This is a genomic window from Pleomorphomonas sp. NRK KF1 (assembly GCF_023721755.1).
Lineage (GTDB): Bacteria > Pseudomonadota > Alphaproteobacteria > Rhizobiales > Pleomorphomonadaceae > Pleomorphomonas.
The window spans coordinates 125,294-150,338 of sequence record NZ_JAMDLH010000001.1 but is presented as its reverse complement, the minus strand read 5'-3'; the positions used below and the strand labels follow the sequence as shown (position 1 = coordinate 150,338).

The following is a 25,045-nucleotide window of genomic DNA, read 5'->3' as shown; positions in this document are numbered from 1 at the left end:
TGTTTGCAGATTCCTAGAGACGCTGTCCGCCAGTCGCTCGCGACGACCGGGGTGCCCAATGGTCTGTAGGAGGTAACGGACAAATGGCTATCAAGTATTTCCCCGAACCGTTCCGGATCAAGGCGGTGGAGCCGCTTCGTATGCTGACCGCAGAGGAGCGGGCAGCAAAGATCGCGGCGGCTCACTACAACCTCTTCAATCTGGCCGGCGAGGATTGCTACATCGATCTCCTGACCGACAGCGGCACCGGCGCCATGAGCCAGGAGCAGTGGGCCGGTGTGATGCGCGGTGACGAGGCCTATGCCGGCGCGTCGAGCTATTACAAGCTGCTCGAGGCGGGCAAGGACATCTTCAATTACGGCTACATCCAGCCGGTCCACCAGGGCCGCGCCGCCGAGAAGGTGCTGTTCCCGATCCTGCTCGGCAAGGGCAAGTTCGCCATCTCCAACATGTTCTTCGATACGACGCGCGCCCACGTCGAGCTGACCGGCGCCCGCTGCGTCGACTGCGTCGTCGCGGTCGCCAAGGACCCGTCGCATCGCGCGCCCTTCAAGGGCAACATGGACGTCGAGAAGCTCAAGAAGACCATCGCCGAACTGGGCGCCGAGAACGTCGGCCTGATCGTCATGACGATCACCAACAACTCGGCCGGCGGTCAGCCGGTGTCGATGCAGAACATGCGCGAAGTGGCCGAGGTCGCCAAGGCCAACGGCATTCCGCTCAACATCGACGCGGCCCGCTATGCCGAGAACGCCTATTTCGTGCAGCGTGACGAGCCGGGCTACCAGGACAAGTCGATCAAGGACATCATCCGCGAGATGTTTTCCTACGGCGACATGTTCACGATGTCGGCCAAGAAGGACGCCATCGTCAACATCGGCGGCATGCTCGGCGTCAAGGATGCGGACTCGCCGCTGATCCTGAAGATCAAGGCCAACTGCATCTCCTACGAGGGCTTCTTCACCTACGGCGGTCTTGCCGGTCGTGACCTCGAGGCGCTGGCCATCGGTCTCTACGAAGGCATCGACAACGACTATCTGCGCTACCGCATCGGCCAGGTCGAGTATCTCGCCGCCCGTCTCGACGACGCCGGCATCGGTTACCAGACCCCGGCCGGCGGCCACGGCGTGTTCGTCGATGCCCGGGCCATGCTCCCGCACATTCCCTACAACGAGTTCCCCGGCCAGGTCCTGGCCATCGAGCTCTACAAGGAAGCGGGCATCCGGTCCTGCGACATCGGTTCCTACATGCTGGGCAATCACCCGGACACGGGCAAGCAGCTCAAGGCCGATTTCGAGTTCACCCGTCTCGCCATTCCGCGCCGGGTCTACACGCAGGCTCACATCGACATCATGGCCGAAGCCCTGATCGAGATCAAGAAACGCGCCCATACCATCAAGCGCGGTTATCGCATCACCTGGGAGCCGCCGATCCTCAGGCACTTCCAGGCCCACCTTGAGCCGATCGCCAACGAAGTCGAGCGGACCAGGGAAGAAGAGTACACGGTCGCCGCCCAGTAATGGCGAACTGACCGGACCAATCAGGCGGGCGCCGCTATCCGAGGAGGGAACGGCGCTCGCCCCGACGGGGGACAACCGGATATCCGGCCGCCTTTGGCCCGTGCTATCCGGCTCAACGGGAGGACATCATGTCGTCAGACACGCAATCGCATCTCGCGCGCGGCCTCAAAAACCGCCACATCCAGATGATCGCCCTCGGCGGGGCGATCGGCACGGGCCTGTTCTACGGCTCGGCCGCCTCGATCCAGCTTGTGGGACCGGGCATCATCGTTTCCTACATCATCGGCGGCTTCGTGATGTATCTCATCATGCGCATGCTCGGTGAGATGTCGACCGAAGAACCGGTGGCAGGCGCCTTCAGCCACTTCGCCTACAAATACTGGGGCGAGTTCGCCGGTTTCCTGGCCGGCTGGAACTACTGGTTCCTCTACATTCTCGTTTCCATGGCCGAGTTGACCGTGGTCGGCATCTATGTCGCCTACTGGTTCCCGGATTTCCCGGCCTGGCTGACATCGTTGATCGTTCTGGTGACGATCACGGCGGTCAACCTGATCAACGTGCGCCTCTATGGTGAAGCCGAGTTCTGGTTCGCCATCATCAAGGTGCTGGCGGTGATCGGCATGATCGCTCTCGGCCTGGTACTGATCGTCTTCGGCCTTGGCGGCGAGGCGACGGGCCTCTCCAATCTCTGGGTCCACGGCGGATTCTTCCCCAACGGCATGTGGGGCCTTCTCCTGTCGCTGGTCGTCGTCATGTTCTCCTTCGGTGGTACCGAGCTGATCGGCATCACCGCCGGCGAGGCCGACGATCCCAAGAAGTCCATCCCGCAGGCCATCCGCCAGGTCATGTGGCGTATCCTGATCTTCTACATCGGCGCCCTCACGGTGATGATGATCATCTTCCCGTGGAACCAGGTCGGCATGGAAGGCAGCCCGTTCGTGACGATCTTCTCCAAGCTCGGCATCGGCTCGGCCGCCCATATCCTGAACTTCGTGGTGCTGACGGCGGCGATCTCGGTCTACAACTCCGGCATCTACTCCAACGGCCGCATGCTCTACAGCCTCGCCGAGCAGGGTAACGCGCCGAAGTTCTTCACCAAGCTTGGCGCCAACAAGGTTCCCTATGTGGCGATCCTGTTCTCGTCGGCCTGCACCCTGGTCGTCGTCGCCATCAACTACCTGATCCCCGAAGGCGCCTTCATGCAGGTGATGGCCGTCGCCACCACCGCCGCCACCATCACCTGGGTGATGATCGTGCTGGTTCACATGAAGTTCCGCAAGGCGCATGCCGCAGAGGCCGGCAAGCTGACCTTCCCGGCGCCCTTCTACCCGATCGCCAACTACTTCTGCGTCGGCTTCATGGCCGTGATCCTCGTGATGATGACGCAGATGCCGGACATGCGCCTGTCGGTGCTCGTGCTGCCGGTCTGGCTGATCGTCCTCTACATCGGCTTCCTGTTCCGCGGCAACGCCCGTACGGCCGCCGCCGAATAACCGGCAGGAACTACAAGAAACACGAAACGGCGCGGTCCTCATGGGCCGCGCCGCTTTGCTTATCGGTGAGAGAGTCAAGCGGCGGCGTTGTCGTCGAACTTGATAGAGCGCAGCTTGTCGACGCCAATGACCTGCAAGGCCAGTTTCTCGTAGAAGGGCTCGGATTGGCCGGTCCGGATCTTCCTCAGGAAGTATTTCTCGAAGCCGACCTTGGCGACGTGCACCCAATAGCCTGACGACGACCAGTTGACGTTGCGTGGCGGAATCTGCGGTTGGGCGACGAAGGCGACGCCGTTGTCGCCGAAGTCGGCGAGACAGATGGCGTTCCACGATGCCTCGGCGTTGGGCGCCTTGCCTTCGATCATTCGCTCGATGTTGTGGGCGGTAGCGGTCACCATCGATTCGATCATGAACCCGGTCTTGGGGACGCCGACCGGTACAGCCGTCTTGCCCATCGGCGGGATGGCGACGCAAACGCCGATGGCGAACACGTTCGGGAAGGTCTGGTTCTGCTGGTGGCGGTCAATGGTGACAAAGCCGCGCGGATTGACGATGCCGGTGGCGGATCGCACGGCGCCGACGCCACGGAAGGCCGGCAGGATCATGGAGAAGGCGAAAGGCAGGTCGTGTTTGGCCTTGTGTGCGCCTTCCTCGGTCAACTCCTCGACATGCATCACGTCGGCATCCACCGTTTCGATGCGTGCATTGGTGATCCACTTGATGTGATGGCTGCGCAACTGGCTTTCGAGCAGGCCCTTGGTGTCACCGACGCCGTCCAGGCCAAGATGGCCGATGTAGGGTTCCGGCGTTACGAAGGTCATCGGCACACGATCGCGGACCTTGGCGTCGCGCAGGGCCTTGTCCAACACGAAAGCGAACTCGTAGGCCGGGCCGAAGCACGACGCCCCCTGCGCCGCGCCGATGATGACCGGACCGGGGTTGGCGATCAGTCGATCGACGGCCGCCTTGGCCTCGACGGCATGACCAACCTGGCAGATCGACTGCGTATGGCCTTCGGGACCGAGGCCGGGGACCTCGTCGAAGGCGAGTTCCGGACCGGTGGCTATGACGAGGTAGTCATAAGAAACACTCTCCCCGTTGGGAAGCTCGATAAGGTTTTCTTCCGGGACCAATCTCTCGGCGCCCTCCGGACGAAGGGCAATGCCGGCTTTCGAGAAGACCGGCACCAGATCGACCTCCACCGAGGCCGGATCGCGCCAGCCGACCGCAACCCAAGGATTCGACGGGACGAACGAGTAGGTTGCTCCCCGGTTGACGACGGTTATCTGATGCTCGCGGCCGAGAACCTTGCGAAGTTCGTAGGCCATGATCGTTCCGCCCAGTCCTGCCCCCAGCACCACGACATGCGACATGTTCGCTCTCCCATGGCCAACGCGGCCATTCCAGTAATTTAGTATTTCATTATATACCGCGCTCAGAATAAACGCCGATGCGACTTTGGTCATGGCGTAAAGGCTCTCGGAGCCATCAAAAAGGGCCGTCACGCGCGTGACGGCCCTTCCCGGTTCTCCAGTGTTTATGTCGGCTCAGATGAACAGCGTGGCCGCCGACTGCTGCGCCTCGCCCAGGAAGGTCGCAACGCCGCCGATCTCGACGCCGTCGATCAACTCTTCGCGGCGGATGCCCATGACATCCATCGACATTTGGCAGGCCACCAGGGTGGCGCCGCCTTCGACGAGAGAGGCGAGCAGGCTCGCCGGCGTGTCGACGTTCTTGTCCCCCATCACCTTGCGCATCAGCCGACCGCCGAGGCCACCGAAGTTCATGTTGGAGAGATGGTTGAGCCGACGCGCGCCCTTGGGAAGCATGAAGCCGAAGGCGGCGTCGATCATCGGCTTGCGCGGGCTCGGCGCATCGGGCTTCCTCAGAACGTTGAGCCCCCAGAAGGTGAAGAACAACGTCACCTTCGAGCCCATGGCGAGCGCGCCGTTGGCGATGATCAGCGAGGCCATGACCTTGTCCAGATCGCCGGAGAAGACCACCAGCGTCGTACCGTCGCGAGGCGCCGCCGGCGTTCCCTCGGTCGGCGCCGGTTTCACCGCCACCTTGCGGATCCTTGCGGTGACGATGCCCTTTTCGGTTCCAACGCCGAGCAACTGGTTGCCGGTCTTGTCGGCCCAGGCGCGGATGTCGCGACCGAAGGCGGGGTCGGAGGCTTTCACCTCGAGAAGCTCGCCCGTCTCCATCGCCTCGATGGCGCGGAAGGTCTTGAGGATTGGACCGGGGCACTGCAACCCGGTGGCATCGAGCATCTGCACGTTGCCCGAGACGGCCACGCGGCAAGACCCCTTCTGGGCTTCCATCTCCGAGGGATCGCGGCGGCGAATACTCTCGTAATCGAAGAGGTCAGGGCTTTCCTGTTTCTCGGTCGCCCAGGCATAGGTCTTGAAGCCGCCGGTCAGGTTGCGCACATCCTTGAAGCCTTCCTGCTTCAGAACGCGATAGGCGAGATAGCCGCGCAGGCCGACCTGGCAGAAAACGATAACCGGCTTCTCCCGATCGATCTCGCCGATCCGTTCGCGCAAGTGGTCGAGCTCGATGTTTCGGGCGCCCGGCAGCGTCTGGATCGAGAACTCCTCAGGAGTCCGCACATCGACAAGCTGGGCGGAGGCGGGATCGTCCCGCAGGAGGTCTCTCAGCTCGCGCCAGCCGATGATCTCGTGGCTGCCGTTCAGCACGTTCTCGGCGACATAGCCGGCGACGTTGACCGGATCCTTGGCCGAGCCGAAGGGCGGCGCATAGGCCAGCTCCAGTTCGGTGAGCTCGGTCACCTTGAGACCGGCGCGGATGGCGGTGGCGATGACGTCGATGCGCTTGTCGGCACCGTCGACGCCCACCGCCTGGGCGCCCAGGATGGTGCCGTCGAGGCCGTAAACGAGCTTCAGGCTGATCTGCTGGCTGCCGGGATAATAGGACGCATGCGAACCGGAATGGGTGATGCTGGCCCGGTAGGGAATGCCGAGCGCCCTGACAGCCGTTTCGTTGAGGCCGGTGCAAGCGGCAGCGAGATCGAACACCTTGAGAATGGCGGTGCCGAGCGTGCCGCCATAGCTGCGGTAGCTCGCCTGATCGGCCGAGAGCATGTTGTCGGCGACGATACGCGCCTGCCGGTTGGCCGGGCCCGCCAGCGGGATCAGCGCCATGCGGCCGGCCACCTTGTTCATCACCTCGATGGCGTCGCCAACCGCGAAGATATCGGGATCGGAGGTGGCAAGGTGTTCGTCGACCTTGATACCGCCGACGCCGCCGAGTTCCAGGCCGGCGTCGCGAGCCAGCTTCACCTCCGGCCGCACACCGATCGCCAGCACCACGATATCGGCCTGGATGCGCTTGCCGGACGCCAGGAAGACGATGGTGTGGTCGGGACGGTCCTCGAAATGCTCGACCTTGTCGTCGAGGTGGAGCTCGATCTCCTTGTCGCGCATATGAGCATGGACGATGGCCGCCATCTCGTCGTCAAAGGGGGCGAGCACGTGCGGCGCGCCTTCGACGACGGTGGTGAACAGACCGCGCTCGTGGAAGTTCTCGGCAACCTCAAGGCCGATGTAACCGCCGCCGATCACCACGGCCCGGCGCGGCTGGTTCTCGGAGAGTGAAGTCATGATGCGGTCGAGATCGGGGATGTTGCGCAGCGTGAAGATGCGCGGCGAGGTGATGCCGGGGATCGGCGGCTTCAGCACTTCGGCGCCGGGCGACAGCAACAGCCGGTCGTAGCTCTCGGCCGTCTCCTCGCCGCTGTCGAGGTTGCGCAAGATCACCGTCTTGGCGGCGCGATCGATGGAGAGGGCCTCGGTGTGCGAGCGGACGTCGACATGATAGCGCGCCTCGAACATCGCCTCGGAAGTGACCAGCAGCTTGTCGCGCTCGGCGATGGCGCCGGAGATGTGATAGGGCAGCCCGCAGTTGGCGAAACTGATGTAGGGGCCACGTTCGACGAGAACGATTTCCGCCCGCTCGTCGAGACGACGCAGACGAGCCGCCGCCGTGGCGCCGCCGGCAACACCACCGATGATGATGATCTTCATGCTCAACTCCATTTCTTGAAGTTGTTATATACGCACGTACTAATCTACAAAAGTCGTAGGAAGACGGATGACATCGGTCATCCCCATAGGGGAGATGGCGGCAAGGCTTGTCGCATGCCCTTGTACGGAAAAGTCCTGAAGCGCGCCGGTCGGCACCGATCCTCGCCGGCCCACACCGCTTCTCTTGGCGAGCTGCGTCGCGCCCTGCCCCCGTATCAGTCGAAGGAAGGAAAGACGGCGATGATGCCGGCAAAGATCGCCAGGGACACAAGCGTGTGGACCGTCAGCACCTGCATGATCAGGGGGCGCTCGGCCGCCGCACGCGTGTCACCGGGCATGAACAACGGCACGATGAAGGGCGGCGGAAGGATCATCAGTGTGAACAGCGCCACCTGGTAACGCAGTTCGAAGCCGAGCAAGTGACCGAGAACCAGAAAGGCGGCGATACAGGCCAGCGGCAGTTGCACCAGCGCCCGGGCGCCCATGACCCGCACGATCTTTCGACCATCGACCGCCTCGAAGCGGAGGCCGTAGCCAACGACGATCAGAACCGCCGGAACCACCATGGGCGCCAGGAAGCGCAGGCTGTGGACGATTGCGTCGAGTCCGGGAATGGTTTCGAGTGTCGCCGTCCGAAGGCCGAGACCATTGAGCAGGAGGCCGGCGAGGATCGCCACCGTCACCGGATTGCGGACAAAGCCAAGAAGCAGGTCGCCCGGACGGGCCGAACCGTCGCGGGCGGCGATCAGCAAGGCGAAGAACACGAACCAGATGAAGAGTTCGTGGCCCAGCGCCACCACGGCAATCGACGGCAGCGCGCTCGCGCCGTAGGCGCCAACGAAGAGGCTGACGCCAAGCATGCCGAACTCATAGCCGCCGGCCAGGAAGGGCGTGAAGCGATCGGCCGGGTAGAGCCGTCTGATCAACATCCACGCCAATGCCAGACCGAGGCAGCACGTCAGAAACACCACCGCGATCAGAGACAGGTGGCCAACCGACAGGTTCATGTCGACGAACGACAGGAACAGCACCGACGGCAGCACCATGCGCACCACGATCTGGCGCAGGCCGTCGATGGCCTCGTCGGACAGCCAACCGAAACGGCGACTGGCGACGCCGAGGGCGATCAAAAGAAAGATCGGAAGAATCTGGCCGACGAGCGACATGGCGGTCCCCATGAGTCTGGAAAGCCAGTATCGCCCGAGCGGCCAGCACTCTGAATAGTCGTAGGAATCTCTAGACGGCGAGAGGCGGCGAATGCCCCTCTCACCGTCGTCCGACAAATCAGAGGCGCACCGGGCCAATCGGCCAGACCGTGCGGCCATAGACCTCGTTCAGGACCTGCGCCAGGCCGGCATAGATGGCCGAAGCGCCACAGAACAACCCTTCCCAGCCGGCAAGGCGGGTGATGGCTTCATTGCCGGTGGCATCGCCGATGGCGAGCAAGGCGAACAACACGGTCAGCGAGCCGAACACCACCTGCAGGGCGCGGTTCAGACGCAGCGTTCCGATGAACAGGATGGCGGTAAACACGCCCCACATGCCGAGGAAGGCCGGCATGGCGGCATCGGGCGACGGACCGGCGATGCCGAGCGAGGTCTTCTGCAGGACGATGAGGCCAACCAGCGCCAGCCAGAACATGCCGTAGCTGGTGAAGGCGGTGGCGGCAAAGGTGTTGCCCTTCTTCCACTCCATGATGCCGGCGATCATCTGTGCGAGACCACCGTAGAAGATGCCCATGGCCAGGATCATCGTATCCATCGGATAGAAGCCGGCATTGTGGAAGTTGAGAAGCACAGTGGTCATGCCGAAGCCCATCAGCCCCAGCGGAGCGGGGTTGGCGGTGGCGTCGGTCGAGTGGGCGGAACTCATCGGGATCAATCCAGGCAGGAGAGGCAAACGACCGGCGCCTGCCGGCGTCTCTCAACGCCCGCAACGGATTCCGGCGGCGCCATCCCTAGAGAAGATGCCCGGAAAAACGAGTTGGGAAAGACGCATATCGGCCGAGGCTATCAGTCGTCATCGCGCAGGAACATCACCGCGAAGCCCATCTGCACGCTGGAAAAGGTGAGCCCCACCGAAAAGGTCAGGATGGCCAGCGCCAGCCCCGCCGAAGAGGAGGCGAAAATCAGCTTGGCGATGCCGCCAATGTCGAAAGCCAGCAGCAACCCGACGAACAGTATGGCCACGCCGAAGCCGATCGCGGCATGGCGGATCAGGAAGCGAACCAGAAGCGGCAGGCTGGAGATGGTCATCGTCTCGCGTCCTTCGTTCGGCGCCACGGCGGTTGATCGGAGAAGCCGATACTAGCGCATTCCCGGCAAGAAGACGAGAAACCTGAAAATAACCGTCATGTTCCAGTGACTGACGTCATGCCTCTTCGGATGCTCGCTCCGAACGGAAGCGCGAGCGCTCGAACAGCAGCACCACCACCAACGCCATGATGAAGGGAATGATGAGATAGAACAGACGGAACACCAGCAGTGCGGCGATCACGTCGGCGTCGGCCATATCCGGCAGCCCCATGACGAAGACCAGCTCGAGTACGCCAAGACCGCCCGGAACGTGCGAGATCAGCGCTGCAGAGAAGGACATCAGAAAAATGCCGAGCACGATGAAATAGCCGGGATTCCCGGCTTCCGGCAGCGCGAAGTAGATGATGCCCGCCGCTCCCAACAGTTCGCATACCCCGACGGCAAGCTGCGACAGGGTCACGTGCAGCGACGGATAGACGACTGCCAGCGGGCCGATGTTCAGCGGTTTGAACCGCATCACGCTGCCGAGAACATAGAGCGCCACCAGCAGCAGCAGGAAAGCGCCGGTCGCCCGCGATGCCGTCAGGGGAAGGAGATCACCGAAGCGCAGCGTGATGTCGGGATCGAGCACCAACACGAGGCCGATCAGCGTCACCATGCCGAGGATGAAGGTGAACGAGCAAAAGGCGACAAGCAGGCCGATCTCGGCCGGCGACAATCCCTTGGTGGAATAGGCGCGGTAGCGAACGACACCGCCCGACACCACCGACGCGCCGATGTTGTGCGACAGCGCATAGGTGGTGAAGGAGCAGACGGTGATGAACAGCCAGCTGATTCGCTTGCCGAGCTGGAGAAGCGCCACCCGATCGTAGCCGGCCAGCGCCGCGTAGGCGACCAGGGTGCAAAGGCCGGCCAGAACCCAATGAAGCGCGGGGATCGCCGCCAGGCTGTCGCTGACCTTTGCCAAGGAAAGTCCGCGAAGCTCCCGCAAAAGAAGCCAGACGGACAGAACAATCGTCGCCGTCGCCACCATCGGCCAGAAATAACGCTTCAGCTTCATTCGCTCCGGCCGCTTAGAGGCACCTCGTATCGACAAGAGGCCCGAAGACCCCGGCGAAGCATTCAGTCTACGGGGGGCGATGCGACTGGATCAATCCTCAAGATTGGCCACTGAAGATGTGCCTTGTGCCATCGGCGATAAAGTTGAGTTTGCGAGAAAGCAAAGAAGCCCCTAGCGTCCCGTGACAGATTGCGAGCTGTTTGCAACTGGGGCGGGGACGCAGCGTGGGCTTGTGGGTGGGAAAAGCGAGGAGTCTGGCAGCGCTGGCGGCAGCCTTCGCCCTGGCGCTTCAGCTCGTCTTGCCGACACCACCACCTGCGACGGCGGCCGTCACCGACGTCACCCTCTGCCATTCTGAGCCCGCGCCGTCTCATCATGGCGACAGGCAGGATGCGCCGTCCGGCAAGGCAGGCTGCGACTGGTGCATGCTTTGCGGCAAGCTCGGTACGGCGGTCGGGCCTCTCGACCGGGTCGCCGATCTGCCGCAGCGCAGCGAAGCGCCGGTAGCGGTCCTTTCCGGCCCAATCGAGCTCGGCCATACCGTCGTTCGCGCACGGACAGGCCCCGTCGGAGCGAGGGCACCGCCAGACATCGCATGATCGGACCGAAACCATCATTCGATTCTGAAGGACCATCATCATGACCAGGACCAAACTGGCTGCTCTCGGAGCCGCCGTGCTGCTGCTCGCCCCCGCCTCCGCCCTTGCCCACGTCACCCTGGAGACACCCCAGGCGACGGCCGGCACCACCTACAAGGCGGTGCTGCGCGTGCCCCATGGGTGCGCCGGGGCCGCGACGCTGAAGGTGCGCGTGCAGATTCCCGAGGGCTTCATTGCCGTGAAGCCGATGCCCAAGGCGGGCTGGACGATCGACATCGTCAGAGGCAAGTACGAAGGCAGCTACGAGTTGCACGGCGGCAAGATCACCGAGGGCGCAAAAGAGCTCTCGTGGACCGGCAACCTGCCCGACGACTATTATGACGAGTTCGTCTTCCGTGGCACCCTGACCAAGACCTTTGCCGCCGGTTCCACCGTCTACTTCCCCGTGGTTCAAGAGTGCGAGGGCGGCACGGCCGAACGCTGGATCGAAATTCCTGCCGACGGCAAGAGTGCCGACGACTACGAGGCACCGGCGCCCGGCGTCAGGATCGTCGCGCCCGCCAACTGACGGAGCGGCGGCGCGGGAGACTGCGCCGCCCTTTTCGGGAATGCCCTCGATGCTGCGCTTCGTCACAAGCCTCGCCCTGGTCGTCATCGGCTGCGTCATGCTGGCGAGCCCCTGCCTTGCGCACGCCACTCTGGTCGGTAGCGAGCCCACCGAGGGCGGCATCGTTGCCGTCTCGCCGGAAAAGATCAGGCTTTCCTTCAACGAACCAGTCACCCCGCTGACCCTCCGTTTGTTCGATCCGGGCGGCCAGAGCACCGAGATCGCGGCGACGGCGGAGGGCAACGATCTAGTCGTCGCGGAGCTTCCCGCCGCCTACGATGGAACCTATGCGCTGAGCTGGCGCGTCGCGTCGGCCGACGGGCACCCGATCGGCGGAACCCTGACCTTTTCCGTCGGCCACGCCAGCCAACGCAGCGTCGCGGCCGACCCGTCGCGATCACCGGCCATTTCGTTCCTTATCTGGCTCATGCGCATCGGCGTCTACGTCGGCTGGATCGGTGGCGTCGGCGGCGCTTTTTTCCTGACGGCTGTCGCCCGACAACGCCCTGCCCTCGCCGATCGCTCGATTCTCGCGCTCATCGGTCTCGGAGCTGCCGCGTCCGTTGTCTCCTTCGGTCTGCAAGGGCTCGATGAGCGCGATGGCGGTCTTGCCGATCTCGCCGGCCTTGCCCCCTGGTTCGCCGGCCTGCAATCCCGCTACGGCGGGACGCTCGGCCTCGGCGGTGCGGCGCTCGTTGTTGCGGCTTGTGCCCTTTGCTGCCCGAGACGCAGGATGGCGACCAGTCTCGGCATGACATCGCTTCTCATGGTGGCCTTCGCGTTGACGCTGAGCGGCCACGCCAGCACCGCCGCGCCCGCCTGGATATCGCGCCCCGCCCTCGCCTTGCACGGGGCCGCCGCGGCACTGTGGGGCGGGTCGCTCCTTCCCTTGCTGATCCTCGTTGCGACGCGCCAGGACAACGCGGGCCGGGCCGCGCTGCGCCTGTCGGCCCTTCTGCTGCCGACCGTTGTTGTGCTGGCACTGTCCGGCTTCACCCTCGCCGTCATGCAAGGGGTCGGACCTGAGAGCCTGATCGGGACGGACTATGGCCGCCTGCTGACCGGCAAGCTGCTGCTGGTGTTCGTCATGCTCGGCCTCGGCGCGTTGAACCGTCGCCTTCTGGTTCCGAAGGCGGCAACGGGCGGCGACGTCCATCTTCGCCCCCTGGGCCGGGTGCTCGCCGTGGACGTCTGCCTGCTGGTCCTGGTGCTTGCCGTCGTCGCCGGCTGGCGCTTCACGCCGCCACCACGCAGCATTGCCGCCGCCGAGGCGGCGCTTCGTCACCGCCAGCTGCTGCATATCCACACGGACCGCGGCATGGCGATGATCCAGTTTGGCCAGCGCGGCAGCCTCGACATACGGCTGAGCGGTGCCGGCGGCCGTGCTTTGGCGGCGCGCGAAGTCCGCGTCAGCCTCGCCAATCCAGCCGCCGGCCTGGAGCCGATGCTGCGGCAGGCGACACGGGTGGAGGATGGGCATTGGCGCGTCGACGGGCTGGCGTTTCCGGTCGGCGGCGCCTGGACCCTGCGGCTCGGCATTCTTGTCGGCGACTTTGAAAGCCTGTCGCTGGAAGGAACCATGGCGGTTCCATGACCTCCCACCCGGCACGCCATTGAATGAACGCCATGTCGGGCGGAACCGCGCCTGTCCTCCGTTGGTTTCATCCGGCAGCCGGAGGACCGCTCAATGGCGTCTCACACGTTTTGGAAGGGCTACCTGAAGCTGTCGCTCGTCACCTGCCCGGTGACCATGCGGCCGGCCACCAGCGAAGCCGACAAGGTGCGCTTTCACGTGCTCAACGCGAAGACGGGCAACCGGGTGATCAGCCGCTATGTCGATGCGGAAACCGGCAAGCCGGTCGACGAGGACGATGAGGTCAAGGGGTATCCTGTCGACGAGGACGGCAAGCACGTGCTTCTCGAAGGCGAGGAGATCGAGGCGGTGGCCCTCGAAAGCACCCACACCCTTGATATCGACATGTTCGTTCCCTCCGATTCCGCGCCCTGGGTCTATTACGACAAGCCGCACTATCTCGTGCCGAGCGACCCGGTCGGCGAGGAGGCCTTCGCGGTGATCCGGGAGGCCATGGCTTCCACCGGGACGGTCGGCATCTCTCGCCTCGTGCTTTACAGGCGGGAACGGGCGGTGCTGCTGGAGCCGCGCGGCAAGGGCATCGTCTTGTGGACGCTTCGCTACGGCGACGAGGTTCGGCCCGAGAAGGACTATTTCGGCAAGATCGACAGCGACAAGGTCGAGCCGGAATCGATGAAACTGGTCAAGGAGCTGATCGACAAGAAGACCGTTCCCTGGGATCCCGACATGGTGTCCGACCCCGTGCAGGAGAAACTCCTGGACATCATCTCGGCCAAGAAGAAGAAGCGGGAGCGTCCGGCAACGGCCAAGACGAAGGCCGGTGAAAAGCCCAGCAATGTCGTCAACATCATGGACGCGCTCAGGAAGAGCGTGGCGTCTGAAAAGAGGAGCAAGGCCCGGTAGGGCGCCTTACTTGCCCTTGCCTCGCCTCCTTTTCCGTTCGACGAGCGGCACCGCCGCCGCGCGGAGGTCCTCCCATGGATCCGCCCGCATCGCCGCAAGGCGTGCCGGCAGGTTCGAAACCGTGAAATGGGCGGGGCCGATGCCGGGTTCCAGTTCCTCCCAAGTGATCGACGTCGAAACCGCCGCGCCGGGCCGGGCTCTCGTCGAATAGGGCGCAACCGCGGTGGAGCCGCGCTGATTGCGCAAGTAGTCGACCAGGATTTTGCCCCGGCGCTTGGATTTCGAGATCGTCGCCACGAAACGGTCCGGACTGTCGGCCGCCATGGCTTCGGCCAGCGACTTGGTAAAGGCCTTGACCTCCGGCCACTCGGCCGACGGCTTCAGCGGCGCGACGACATGCAGGCCCTTGCCGCCCGAGGTCTTCACGAACGGGGCGAGACCGGCATCGACAAGACGCTGACGCACCTCCTGCGCCGCGTCGATCACCGCCTGCCAGGGCACGCCCTCGCCGGGGTCGAGATCCAGGATGATGATGTCAGGCCGCTCCCAGTCGGCGACCGTCGAGCCCCAGGAGTGGACTTCCAGTGCGGCCGACTGAACGAGTCCCATCATGCCTTCGAGGTCGTTGATGCTGACCCAGGGATCTTCATCCGGATCCGCCGGGTCGGGAACGGTGACGATGTTGGCGTTCAGGCCCTTCCAGGCGTGCTTCTGGAAAAAGCGCTCGCCGTTGATACCGCTGGGGCAGCGAAGAAGGGCCAGCGGACGACCGACGACATAGGGAGCCATGAGCCTCCATACGTCGGCGTAGTAGTTTGCGAGGCCTTCCTTGGTAATGCCCTCCCCGGGCCAGTAGAGCCTGTCGGGATGGGTGAGCTTGACGGTCCGACGCTGGGGCTTCGGCGCCTTGGCGTCGGTCTTGGGCGCCTCACGGACGATCTCCTGCGGCGGTTTGTCTTCACGCAGGCCTCGGAACGAGGCGTGGCGGAGATGGCCGTCGGCCGTCCAGGCCCGGAACTCGACCTCCGCCACCAGTTCGGGTCGCACGTACCTGACGCCTCGCCGCTCGTCGGCCGTCATGGCATTGTCGAACGGCTTGTCGTCGGTGCGCAGCCTCTCCAGCCGGGTCTGAAGGTGCTCGGCGACCTCCGCGCCAAAGCCGGTTCCGACCCGGCCGACGTGCTGGAGCTTGCCCTCCTCATAGACCCCAAGCGCCAGCGAGCCGACGGCCTTGCGGGAGACCGTCGACGGCACGTAACCGCCGATGACGAACTCCTGGCGCGCCGAGCATTTCGACTTGACCCAGGTCTTTCCCCGGCCCGGACGATAGGGCGCATCGCGCCGCTTGCTGACGATGCCTTCGAGGCTCAGGCGGCAGGCATGCTGCAGCACCATGGCGCCGCTTTCGTCGAGATGGCCGCTGAAGCGAACCATGCCGCCTTCCGGGGGAACGAGTTTTTCAAGCAGGGTCTTGCGTTCGATCAGCGGCAAGCCGCGGAGATCAAAGCCATCGAGATAGAGAAGGTCGAAGACGTAAAAGACGAAGCGATCGGTTCGTTCGGCGCTGAGGTCGGCCTGAAGCGCCGAGAAGTCGGTGGCCCCGGAGGCGGTTTCGACAACGAGTTCGCCGTCGATAACGGCCGAACCCATCGGCAGGTCCTGCAGCGCCGCCAGAACGCCCTTCCCGAACTTCCTGGTCCAGTCGAGACCGCTGCGTGTCAGCAGCTTGACCCGCCCGGCCTCGATATGCGCCAGAAGGCGGTAGCCGTCGAACTTGATCTCATGCAGCCATTTCTCGCCGGTCGGAGCGGAGGGCACCGGCGTCGCCAGCATCGGTTCGACGACATCGGGCATGGGTGCCTTCTTCGCGCCCTTGATGGCGGCGGGATCCGGAACCTCGGGGCCGCCGTCGCCGTCCGGCTTGGAGGAATCCGGTTTGGTAGCAGCCTTGGCTTTTCTGGACTTGCGCGCCTTGGTCCGCCTGGCAGGCGCGTCTTCCGCAACCTCTTTGAGGTCACGCCCGGTCTTCACGGACTCAGGCCGCTCTTCGAGGATGTCGGTGTCCGTCTCCTCGCGGGCGAACTCGTCGTCGCCCTTGATGAGCAGCCAGTTCTCGCGCTTCTCGCCCGGCTTGCCATGCATGCGCACGAGATGCCAGCGCCCGGTGAGTTTCTCGCCGGACAGCTCGAACTCAAGGTGCCCCTTGGCGTAACCCTTGCGAGCGTCGCCGATCGGCGACCAGGTGCCCCGATCCCAGAGAACGACCGTGCCGCCGCCATACTGCCCCTTGGGGATGGTGCCTTCAAAATCGCCGTAGTCCAGGGGATGGTCCTCGACATGGACGGCGAGCCGCTTGTCGCCGGGAACGAGGCTCGGCCCCTTGGTCACCGCCCAGCTTTTCAGGACACCGTCCATCTCCAGGCGGAAGTCGTAGTGCAGGCGCGTGGCGTCGTGCTTCTGGACAACGAAAGCCTTGCCCTCGCCCACCGTGAGCTTGCCCTCGGGCTCGGGCGTCGATTTGAAGTTGCGCTTCTGGCGGTAGGTTTCGAGGGCCATGGTCAGCCTGCCTTCCTGCGCGAGCCGGACCGCGACGCCGAGCCGGTCTTGCCCTTGGACTTGCCCACCCGAGCGCTCTCGCGAAGCGCGGCCATGAGGTCGATGACCTTCTCTTCCTTGGGCGCCTTGCGCGGCTTGATCTTCCTGCCCTCGATCTTCGCCTTCACCACTTCGGCCAGCTCCGCCTCGTAGCGGTCGTCGAACCTGCTGATGTCGAACTCGCCCATCTTGGTGTCGATGATGTGCTCGGCAAGTTCCAGCATCTCTCCCTTGATCTTCAGGTCGGGAATCTCCCGAAACTCGTCGGCGGCCGCGCGGACCTCGTAGTCGAAGTTGAGCGTCGTGGCGATCAGCCCGTCTCCATGCGGCCGGATCAAGAGGGTGCGAACGCGGCGAAACAGCAGGGTGCGGGCGATGGCCGCGACCTTCTTCTCCCTGAGACCGTCCCGGACGATGGCATAGGCTTCCTGAGCCACCCGATCCGACGGCGCGAGATAGTAGGGCTTGTCGAAGTAGACGTCGTCAACCTCGCCGCAGCCGATGAAGGCGGACACCGCCAGCGTCTTGTCGCTCTCCGGCACGGCGGCCTTCACCTCATCGGGTGTCAGCTCGATATAGTTGCCCTCGCTCACCTCGTAGCCCTTGACCTGATCCTCGCGGTCGACCGGCTTCTCGGTTTCGGTGTCGATGTACTGGCGCTCGACGCGGTGGCCGGTAGCGCGGTTGAGGGTATGGAAGACGATGCGCTCGGAGGTGGACGCCGCCGTGTAGAGCGACACGGGGCACATGACCTCCGCGATCTTCAGCACGCCCTTCCAGTTCGCCCGTGGTGCCATCGGTCTCGTCCCGCTTTCGGGGGGCGGCGCTCATCGCCGTCATCCGTCGAAGCAAGAACTCACGGGCGGGAATGGTGGTTCCGGATGGTGACCGGCTCGATCAACCGCAGGCCGCCGTTTTGGAGTCCGTCGCGGGGGCCTCTCGATCCTGCGCTTGCGTGTCGACCGGCAAGGCCGACGAAAGGCGTGAACATGCTGCGTGGTCGCCCGGTTCAAGACCATAGCCCGGGGACAGTTCATGCAGAAAGCATGGCGGAGACGCGTATTCCCCGGCTTCCCAACGGTCTTCCGGTTCACCAGACATCGCAAAACTCCTGTCCGTTGCTGCAGTATGCATCTGCAAGATCATGAATCCTGCGCTGCATGAGGCTCCAATGCAAACAGAACTGGGCGCTGCGAGCGATTGAGAGCGCGCAGCTTCGTAGAGGAAGGTTGGCGATCGGCCGGCTAACTGCGTTATTGCAGAGTTTTTTCCATCGTGACGCAGGCCATTGCGATGCCATTTCCCAAGATATGTTCTCCGCGCTGCCTAACCGAGTAACCCAAGCGCATGTAGAAGGCTTCGGCGGTAAGGGATGAATCGACCCAAAGCCTTAGCACGCCTCTTGAGCGGGCTATCTGCTCAAGCTCGGCAACTATTTGCCGCCCTATCCCCTTTCGAGCGAACCCGGGCACGACGTAGCACGCCCGAAGCTCGGACAGCTCTGGGGCGACCTCTCCAACTCCCGCGACTTCCCCGTCGCTTAGAGCAAGAATTCTCTCGCCCGTCAGGTCAGCTTTTACGTGTTCGATGTGGGCTGCCTGGATGACGGGAGCCCAAGCGTTGATGATCGAGGCGGAATAATCGTTGGCCGCGATACCACGAACCGCCGCATGATGAACGCGCAGGAACACTTCGGCGTCACCGGGGTTGAAAGGACGAATGCTTATCGACATCTTGAGCCACCTGGATGGCATGAGTAGGCTCAGCGATAGGTGGACCGATGCGCGAAACCCGGATGGAATGCTCCGGGGTTTTAGGTATCTACATCTTTAGCTGCGTATCACATCAATTACAGCCGATCGTCGAGCCGCAGGGTCTCGCACGTCAGGCAGGTGCCGTTGCGGACCATGGTGAAGTTGCCGCACTCCCAGCAGGACTTGCCTTCGCAGTCATTCACGCGGGCGACGCCGGTCGCGTAGTTGCGCTGGGCCCGCGTGGAGCCGAGGACAACGGCACCAAGGCCTCCTGGGCGTTGCGGCGTAAAGCCGTTTCGACCGAGCCTTCCGGAAGATTCCGCAACGTCTCGACCGTTGCCAGAAGCGCTCTGACGATCACCTGGCGGCCGATATTCTGCTTGATCTCCATGTGACGGCAGACTTCCAGAAGGTCTCCGTAGGCCGCCCCGAAGCGAAGCCCCTCATCAGTGGGGATGGCTTCTGCCACTTGCACCACAGGATTGAGCAATGAGGCTTGCATTTTATGACATCTCCCGAACAAACGCCGCCTTTGCGGACCCGATGAGGCGATCCTGACAAAGCGCAGAACGGCGCCCGCCCTCCTCAGCTAATCGCCGCACCGAGTTACAAACAACTCGCCAGGTCGATGGTTCCAGGGTTTCGACTAGTTTTTCCAAAACAAGTACAAGTACTTACATAGTCAGCTCTGGCGCACGCGCCCTTCTCTACTGCCACAGCCGTACCTACCAGATTGTCATGATCGAGGCTTGGTCCGAGCCGACATGAAAGAAGCCCCGGATCGATCGATCCGGGGCTCCCAACTGTACTGCCTGTTCAAAGACGTCCGATCAGCTGCAGCCGCTCGTCGAGCCACAGGTGTCGCACTTCAGGCAGGTGCCGTTGCGGACCATGGTGAAGTTGCCGCACTCCGAGCACGACTCGCCTTCGTAGCCCTTCATGCGGGCGTGGGCGACGCGGGTGGCGTAGTCGGGCTGGGCCTGCGTCGAGCCGACCGACGACGGCGCGGGGGCTTCTTCGGCATCGCGGCGGAAGGCGGTGGCGGCAGAGCCGCCGACGCCGGTCACCGCCGCGCTGGCGCGGGCCGAGGCAAAGGCCGAGACGTTGGCGCCGGTCGCGCCGGCACCGGCCGAACCCTTGGGATCGGGCGTGGCGGAGACGAGCTTCAGTTGCTTGCCGCGCACGAGGCCCTTGGAGACCACCGCATCGCCACCGCGACCACTGGTGTCCCTGCCCTCGCCACCCGACGGCTTGAGATCGTCCGGCACCACATGCGCCAGCTCGTAGCGGCCGAGGTAGGACACGGCGAGTTCGCGGAACACGTAGTCGAGGATCGACGTGGCGTTCTTGATCATCTCGTTGCCCTGCACCATGCCCGCCGGCTCGAAGCGGGTGAAGGTGAAGGCGTCGACATACTCTTCGAGCGGCACGCCCCACTGCAGGCCGAGCGACACCGAGATGGCGAAGTTGTTGAGGAGGGCCCGGAGCGCCGAACCTTCCTTGTTCATGTCGATGAAGATCTCGCCGAGGCGGCCGTCATCATACTCGCCGGTGCGCAGGAACAGCGTGTGACCGCCGATCTTGGCCTTCTGGGTGTAGCCCTTGCGACGGGTCGGCAGCTTCTCCTGTTCGCGGTCGCGCACGTGCTTCTCGACGATACGCTCGACGATCTTCTCGGAGATCAGCGCCGCGCGGGCAGCGGCCGGCAGGGCGGCCAGCGCCTCGGCGGCATCCTCGGCCTCGTCGTCGTCATCGGCGAGCAGCTGCGAGTTCAGCGGCTGGCTGAGCTTGGAGCCGTCGCGATAGAGCGCGTTGGCCTTGAGCGCCAGACGCCAGGACAGCATGTAGGCTTCCTTGCAGTCCTCGACGGTGGCGTCGTTCGGCATGTTGATGGTCTTGGAGATGGCACCCGAGATGAACGGCTGGGCGGCCGCCATCATGCGGATGTGGCTCTCGACCGACAGGAAACGCTTGCCGATGCGGCCGCAGGGGTTGGCGCAGTCGAACACCGGCAGGTGCTCGGCCTTGAGGTGCGGTGCGCCTTCCAGCGTCATGGCGCCGCAGACATGCGTGTTGGCGGCCTCGATGTCGGCCTTGGAGAAACCGAGATGGGCGAGCAGCTCGAAGGCCGGATCATTCATCTGGGCGTCGCTGACGCCGAGCTTCTTCATCTCGTCGTCGCCGAGCGTCCAGCGGTTGAACACGAACTTGATGTCGAAGGCGCTCTTGAGGCTGCCCTTCACCTTGTCGATGGCGGCGTCCGACATGCCCTTGGCGCGCAGCGAGCCGGGGTTGACCGCCGGCGCCTGATCGATGGAGGCATGTCCGACGGCATAGGCCTCGATCTCGGCAATCTGGCTTTCCGAATAGCCGAGCGTGCGCAGGGCTTCCGGCACGGCGCGGTTGATGATCTTGAAGTAGCCGCCGCCGGCCAGCTTCTTGAACTTCACCAGCGCGAAGTCGGGCTCGATGCCGGTGGTGTCGCAGTCCATGACCAGACCGATGGTGCCCGTCGGGGCGATCACCGAGACCTGAGCGTTTCGATAGCCGTGCTTCTCGCCGAGGGCGAGCGCGGAATCCCAGGAGGCGACCGCAGCGTCGAGCAGCGGCTTGTCCTTGATCGAACCATGGTCGAGCGGCACCGGCAGCGTGTTGAGCTTCTCGTAGCCGGTCGCCTTGCCGTGGGCGGCGAGGCGATGGTTGCGGATGACGCGCAGCATGTCCTGGGCGTTCTTCTTGTAGCCCGGGAACGGCCCAAGCTCCTTGGCCATCTCGGCCGAGGTGGCATAGGCGACACCGGTCATCACGGCGCTGATGGCGCCGCAGATGGCGCGGCCCTCGGCGCTGTCATAGGGGATTCCGGAGGACATCAGGAGGCCGCCAATGTTGGCGTAGCCGAGGCCCAGGGTGCGGAACTCGTAGGAGAGCTGGGCGATCTGGCGCGAGGGGAACTGCGCCATGGTCACCGACGTCTCGAGGACGACCGTCCAAAGGCGGCAGACATGCTTGAAGCCCTCGACGTCGAAGCTCTTGTCGGCGTTGAGGAAGGGCAACAGGTTGACGGAGGCGAGATTGCAGGCCGTGTCGTCCAGGAACATGTATTCCGAGCACGGATTGGAAGCGCGGATCTCACCCGACTGCGGGCAGGTATGCCAGTCGTTGATGGTCGTGTGATACTGGATGCCCGGATCGGCGGACGCCCAGGCAGCGTAGCCAACCTTTTCCCAGAGGTCCGACGCTTCGAGCGTCTTGACGGTGCGGCCGTCCTTGCGGGCGGTCAGGTTCCACTTGCCGCCGGTCTCGACCGCGCGGAGGAAGGCGTCGGTGACGCGCACCGAGTTGTTGGAGTTCTGGCCGGCGACGGTCAGATAGGCCTCGGAATCCCAGTCGGTGTCGTAGACCGGGAACTCGATCGAGGTATAGCCCTGCTTGGCGAACTGGATGACGCGGCGGATGTAGTTCTCCGGCACCAGCGCCCTCTTGGCGGCGCGCAGCTCGCGCTTCAGGGCGTGGTTCTTCAGCGGGTCGAAGCGGTCGTCGCCCGATGCTTCCTCGGCGGTGATCGCCGCCATGATCGCGGTCAGGTGCTTGGAGCAGATCTTGGAGCCGGTGACCAGCGCCGCGACCTTCTGCTCTTCCTTGACCTTCCAGTTGATGTACTGCTCGATATCCGGATGGTCGATGTCGACCACCACCATCTTGGCGGCGCGGCGCGTCGTGCCGCCCGACTTGATGGCACCGGCGGCGCGGTCGCCGATCTTCAGGAAGCTCATCAGGCCCGACGACTTGCCGCCGCCGGCCAGCTTCTCGCCCTCGCCCCTCAGCTTGGAGAAGTTGGAGCCGGTGCCGGAGCCGTATTTGAAGAGACGCGCTTCGCGAACCCAAAGGTCCATGATGCCGCTTTCGTTGACGAGATCGTCCTCGACCGACTGGATGAAGCAGGCATGCGGCTGGGGATGCTCGTAGGCGGTTGCCGAGCGCACGAGCTTGCCGGTCTTGAAGTCGACGTAATAGTGGCCCTGGCTCGGACCGTCGATGCCGTAGGCCCAGTGAAGGCCGGTGTTGAACCACTGCGGCGAGTTCGGAGCGACGCGCTGGGTGGCGAGCATGTAGCGAAGTTCGTCGTGGAAGGCGTGCGCCGCCTCTTCCGACGAGAAGTGGCCGGCCTTCCAGCCCCAATAGGTCCAGGTGCCGGCAAGGCGGTCGAACACCTGCCGCGCGTCGGTTTCGCCGATGATGCGCTCGCCCTCCGGCAGCTTGGCGAGCGCCTCTTCGTCGGGCACGGAGCGCCACAGCCACGAGGGAACGGAGTTCTCCTCGACGCGCTTCAGCACCGCCGGCACGCCGGCCTTGCGGAAATACTTCTGGGCGAGGATGTCGCTCGCCACCTGACTCCAGGCGGCGGGCACGTGGATATCGGCGGCGCGGAAGACGACGGACCCGTCGGGATTGCGGATCTCGCTGACCGCCACGCGGAACTCGATTCCGTCGTATGGCGAGTGCCCTTCCTTGGTAAAGCGCCGCTCGAACAACATTGGTTAGCCCCTTGAAATTTGCTGGAAACACACCTCCGGGGCGCGCTCCGTCGATCCTATTCGGTCCATTTTACGTCCGCGCACACCATTTGCCGAATGGCGCGGGATTCCGGTCATTCGCCGGCCCCGCACTTCATCTAGTGTCCGCATCCATCAACTGGCCCCTACATGTAGGGTTCCGCCGATTCCGTAAATTAAGTGTTAATGCGTTTTCCCCAAACTTCGGAAGCTTTCAACAGGCTTCGGCAACCAGTTCGGTTTTCACGCACCGATGAGTGATTCCGTCTTGACGGAGCTTTGCCGGCAACCGATTCGCCGAGCATCCGAAGGCCGACTCTCGCGGGCACTCGCCCGACGAACAGACACGCGGCGCGCCTTTCGATCCTGCTCGAAAAGCCAAGACGGACTCACCATGGCCACCAAAAGATGGTAGGCCAATCATACGCACATGACAACATCATGTAGCGCAGAATTGATATGCACATACCATATATAGAAAACCCGGATTTTTCCCTCGACTTGGAAAGGAGGGATTCAGACGGCCTCAACCATATCGATTCAAGGGTTCTTGAGGCTTTTGTGGTCTGCTCGTCGCACTGAAAATTCGGCCACGCATCCTGACAACGCGCGCCGACACATACGAGTTCCGGAGCCGACGCGACATGCCTCACCACGCCACCTATGCCGTTCCCAACGAGCTGCTGGATGTCGCGGTCATCGACGATTCCAAGACCATGCAGGGCATCGTTCGCTCCATGCTGAACGCCATGAAGGTGCGGCGCGTCCGGCTGTTCGACAGTACCGAGACAGCGTTGCACGCCATGCTGCACGAGCCGCCCAATCTCATCATCTGCGAATGGAAGGCGGGCCTCGTCAGCGGGCACCAGTTGCTTCGCATGGTGCGCGCCCGTTTCATGGAGCCACTCTGCTACGTCCCGGTCATCATCCTGACTGCCACGCCGACGCGAGCCGTCATCGACAGGGCGATGGGCGCGGGCGCCAACCTGATCGTGGTCAAGCCCATCTCGCCGGCGGTACTGCAAGAACGCATCAGCTGGCTGCAGCGCGACCAGCGCGAGCTGGTTCTGGGCCCGCGCGGCGCCTTCGAGATCGAAGGGGTCCGCGAAACCATGATGGCGCAAAAGGAGCGGGCCGCCGCCGTGCGCAAGGCGGCGACGACCAAGCCGGTTCGCAAGCCGGACGGCGCACCGCCCCCCGCCGCTCCGCCGGCGGCGGCCGAGAACGGCAACATGCCCGCCGACCAGTGGCAGGCTTTCCTGCGCACCAAAGAACAGCTCGAGCGCAAGGCCGGCCTCAAGCCGACCGAGGGTGAAGGCGAGCGGAAGCCGGCGGCGGTCAGTCCGGCCTGGACGGCTCTCCGCCGAGGTTGATCAACGCCGCTCCCAAAAAGCCCCCTTCCGGCTCTGGACAAGACCCCGCCGCCTCGCCATAGTCCGCGCAACTACGTGGATGGCGAGACCGTCGGTCGCGCCGGTGCGATGGGTTCGAAGATCATGACCTTCAAGGAACTGCTGACCGAAGTCTTCACCTGGTGGAACGGGCAGACCCTCGGTACCCGCTTCTACACCTGGCGGAAGGGCCAGCGCGTCGGCGAGGACGAGTTCGGCAACATCTACTATCAGACCAAGGGCGGCGCGCGTCGCTGGGTGATCTACAAGGGCGAAGCCGACGCCTCGAAAATCACCGCCGACTGGCATGGCTGGATGCATCACCGTGTCGACACGCCGCCGACCGCCGAGTCTTATCGTCGGCGCGATTGGCAGAAGCCTCACAAGCCCAACATGACCGGAACGGCCGCGGCCTATCGCCCCAAGGGATCGCTTGCCTCGGCCGAAGGGCGCCCCGTCGTCAGCGGCGATTACGACGCCTGGACACCCGGCTCCTGACAGGTGCTCGAGGACAGCAGCGGATCGACGACGGGACGGATTGCTCCGTCCCGTTTTTCATTGGGCGGCGGAAAAGCCACCCGGTGGAACCGACGCCGTTGGACTCCCCCAGTCGATGCGGATAAGGTCGCGATTCAAAGAGGTTAGAACAACCGCTACTTCGGTTGGCGGTGAACG

19 protein-coding genes are annotated in these 25,045 nt (G+C 63.9%); 8 read left to right on the top strand and 11 right to left on the bottom strand.

All coding sequences use genetic code 11. The annotated features are described in order from the left end of the window. Positions 1-83 precede the first annotated feature (83 nt). Positions 84-1,520: a tryptophanase gene (locus tag M4J39_RS00700; RefSeq protein WP_251725676.1), complete on the top strand. Its 1,437-nt coding sequence runs from the start codon at positions 84-86 to the stop codon at positions 1,518-1,520. Positions 1,521-1,648: 128 nt separating this feature from the next. Further along, a complete protein-coding gene (locus M4J39_RS00695; protein WP_251725674.1) occupies positions 1,649-3,013 on the top strand; it encodes an amino acid permease in 1,365 nt (454 codons plus the stop codon). A 74-nt stretch (positions 3,014-3,087) separates the two neighbouring features. Here the strand turns inward: M4J39_RS00695 and M4J39_RS00690 are convergent, their stop codons facing one another. From M4J39_RS00690 to M4J39_RS00665, 6 genes are all read right to left on the bottom strand, one after another. Then, positions 3,088-4,386 (bottom strand): NAD(P)/FAD-dependent oxidoreductase, encoded by a 1,299-nt coding sequence (locus M4J39_RS00690; RefSeq protein WP_251725672.1) that lies wholly within the window; start codon positions 4,384-4,386, stop codon positions 3,088-3,090. A 174-nt stretch (positions 4,387-4,560) separates the two neighbouring features. Continuing rightward, entirely contained in the window at positions 4,561-7,059 is a 2,499-nt protein-coding gene (locus tag M4J39_RS00685) for an FAD-dependent oxidoreductase (protein ID WP_251725670.1), read from the bottom strand. Positions 7,060-7,274: 215 nt separating this feature from the next. Beyond that, positions 7,275-8,225, bottom strand: a complete 951-nt coding sequence (locus M4J39_RS00680) for an AEC family transporter (protein WP_251725667.1) — start codon at positions 8,223-8,225, stop codon at positions 7,275-7,277. Positions 8,226-8,343: 118 nt separating this feature from the next. Continuing rightward, the gene (locus tag M4J39_RS00675; RefSeq protein ID WP_251725664.1) at positions 8,344-8,931 is read right to left on the bottom strand and encodes an acetate uptake transporter; all 588 of its coding nucleotides are present in this window, start codon (positions 8,929-8,931) and stop codon (positions 8,344-8,346) included. Positions 8,932-9,071: 140 nt separating this feature from the next. Next, positions 9,072-9,314 (bottom strand): hypothetical protein, encoded by a 243-nt coding sequence (locus tag M4J39_RS00670; RefSeq protein ID WP_251725661.1) that lies wholly within the window; start codon positions 9,312-9,314, stop codon positions 9,072-9,074. A 115-nt stretch (positions 9,315-9,429) separates the two neighbouring features. Further along, positions 9,430-10,374, bottom strand: coding sequence for a lysylphosphatidylglycerol synthase domain-containing protein (locus tag M4J39_RS00665; RefSeq protein ID WP_251725660.1), 945 nt, complete (start codon positions 10,372-10,374; stop codon positions 9,430-9,432). Positions 10,375-10,598: 224 nt separating this feature from the next. Here M4J39_RS00665 and M4J39_RS00660 point away from each other — a divergent pair, with 224 nt between their 5' ends. The 4 genes from M4J39_RS00660 (at position 10,599) to M4J39_RS00645 (ending at position 14,077) form a co-directional block, all read left to right on the top strand. Further along, positions 10,599-10,973: a hypothetical protein gene (locus M4J39_RS00660; protein ID WP_251725657.1), complete on the top strand. Its 375-nt coding sequence runs from the start codon at positions 10,599-10,601 to the stop codon at positions 10,971-10,973. A 40-nt stretch (positions 10,974-11,013) separates the two neighbouring features. Further along, positions 11,014-11,541: a YcnI family protein gene (locus M4J39_RS00655; RefSeq protein WP_251725654.1), complete on the top strand. Its 528-nt coding sequence runs from the start codon at positions 11,014-11,016 to the stop codon at positions 11,539-11,541. Between the two features lie 49 nt (positions 11,542-11,590). Then, positions 11,591-13,174 carry a copper resistance protein CopC gene (locus M4J39_RS00650; RefSeq protein WP_251725653.1) on the top strand — a complete coding sequence of 528 codons (1,584 nt, stop codon included), beginning with the start codon at positions 11,591-11,593 and terminating at the stop codon, positions 13,172-13,174. 93 nt (positions 13,175-13,267) lie between these two features. Next, positions 13,268-14,077, top strand: a complete 810-nt coding sequence (locus M4J39_RS00645; RefSeq protein WP_251725651.1) for a Ku protein — start codon at positions 13,268-13,270, stop codon at positions 14,075-14,077. Positions 14,078-14,083: 6 nt separating this feature from the next. Here the strand turns inward: M4J39_RS00645 and ligD are convergent, their stop codons facing one another. The 5 genes from ligD to M4J39_RS00620 all read right to left on the bottom strand — a co-directional run bounded on the left by ligD (position 14,084) and on the right by M4J39_RS00620 (position 22,961). Next, entirely contained in the window at positions 14,084-16,633 is a 2,550-nt protein-coding gene (ligD, locus tag M4J39_RS00640) for a DNA ligase D (RefSeq protein WP_251725649.1), read from the bottom strand. 2 nt (positions 16,634-16,635) lie between these two features. Next, complete coding sequence (locus M4J39_RS00635) at positions 16,636-17,469, bottom strand: Ku protein (protein ID WP_251725646.1); 834 nt, start codon at positions 17,467-17,469, stop codon at positions 16,636-16,638. Between the two features lie 456 nt (positions 17,470-17,925). Then, positions 17,926-18,405 carry a GNAT family N-acetyltransferase gene (locus M4J39_RS00630; RefSeq protein ID WP_251725644.1) on the bottom strand — a complete coding sequence of 160 codons (480 nt, stop codon included), beginning with the start codon at positions 18,403-18,405 and terminating at the stop codon, positions 17,926-17,928. Between the two features lie 220 nt (positions 18,406-18,625). Continuing rightward, complete coding sequence (locus tag M4J39_RS00625; protein ID WP_251725643.1) at positions 18,626-18,928, bottom strand: hypothetical protein; 303 nt, start codon at positions 18,926-18,928, stop codon at positions 18,626-18,628. 328 nt (positions 18,929-19,256) lie between these two features. Beyond that, the gene (locus M4J39_RS00620; protein ID WP_251725641.1) at positions 19,257-22,961 is read right to left on the bottom strand and encodes a vitamin B12-dependent ribonucleotide reductase; all 3,705 of its coding nucleotides are present in this window, start codon (positions 22,959-22,961) and stop codon (positions 19,257-19,259) included. 662 nt (positions 22,962-23,623) lie between these two features. Between M4J39_RS00620 and M4J39_RS00615 the strand changes: the two genes are divergently transcribed. Together M4J39_RS00615 and M4J39_RS00610 are read left to right on the top strand one after the other, a co-directional pair. After that, positions 23,624-24,352: a PleD family two-component system response regulator gene (locus tag M4J39_RS00615; RefSeq protein WP_251725639.1), complete on the top strand. Its 729-nt coding sequence runs from the start codon at positions 23,624-23,626 to the stop codon at positions 24,350-24,352. A 123-nt stretch (positions 24,353-24,475) separates the two neighbouring features. Then, positions 24,476-24,868 (top strand): NADH:ubiquinone oxidoreductase subunit NDUFA12, encoded by a 393-nt coding sequence (locus M4J39_RS00610; protein WP_251726758.1) that lies wholly within the window; start codon positions 24,476-24,478, stop codon positions 24,866-24,868. Positions 24,869-25,045 lie beyond the last annotated feature (177 nt).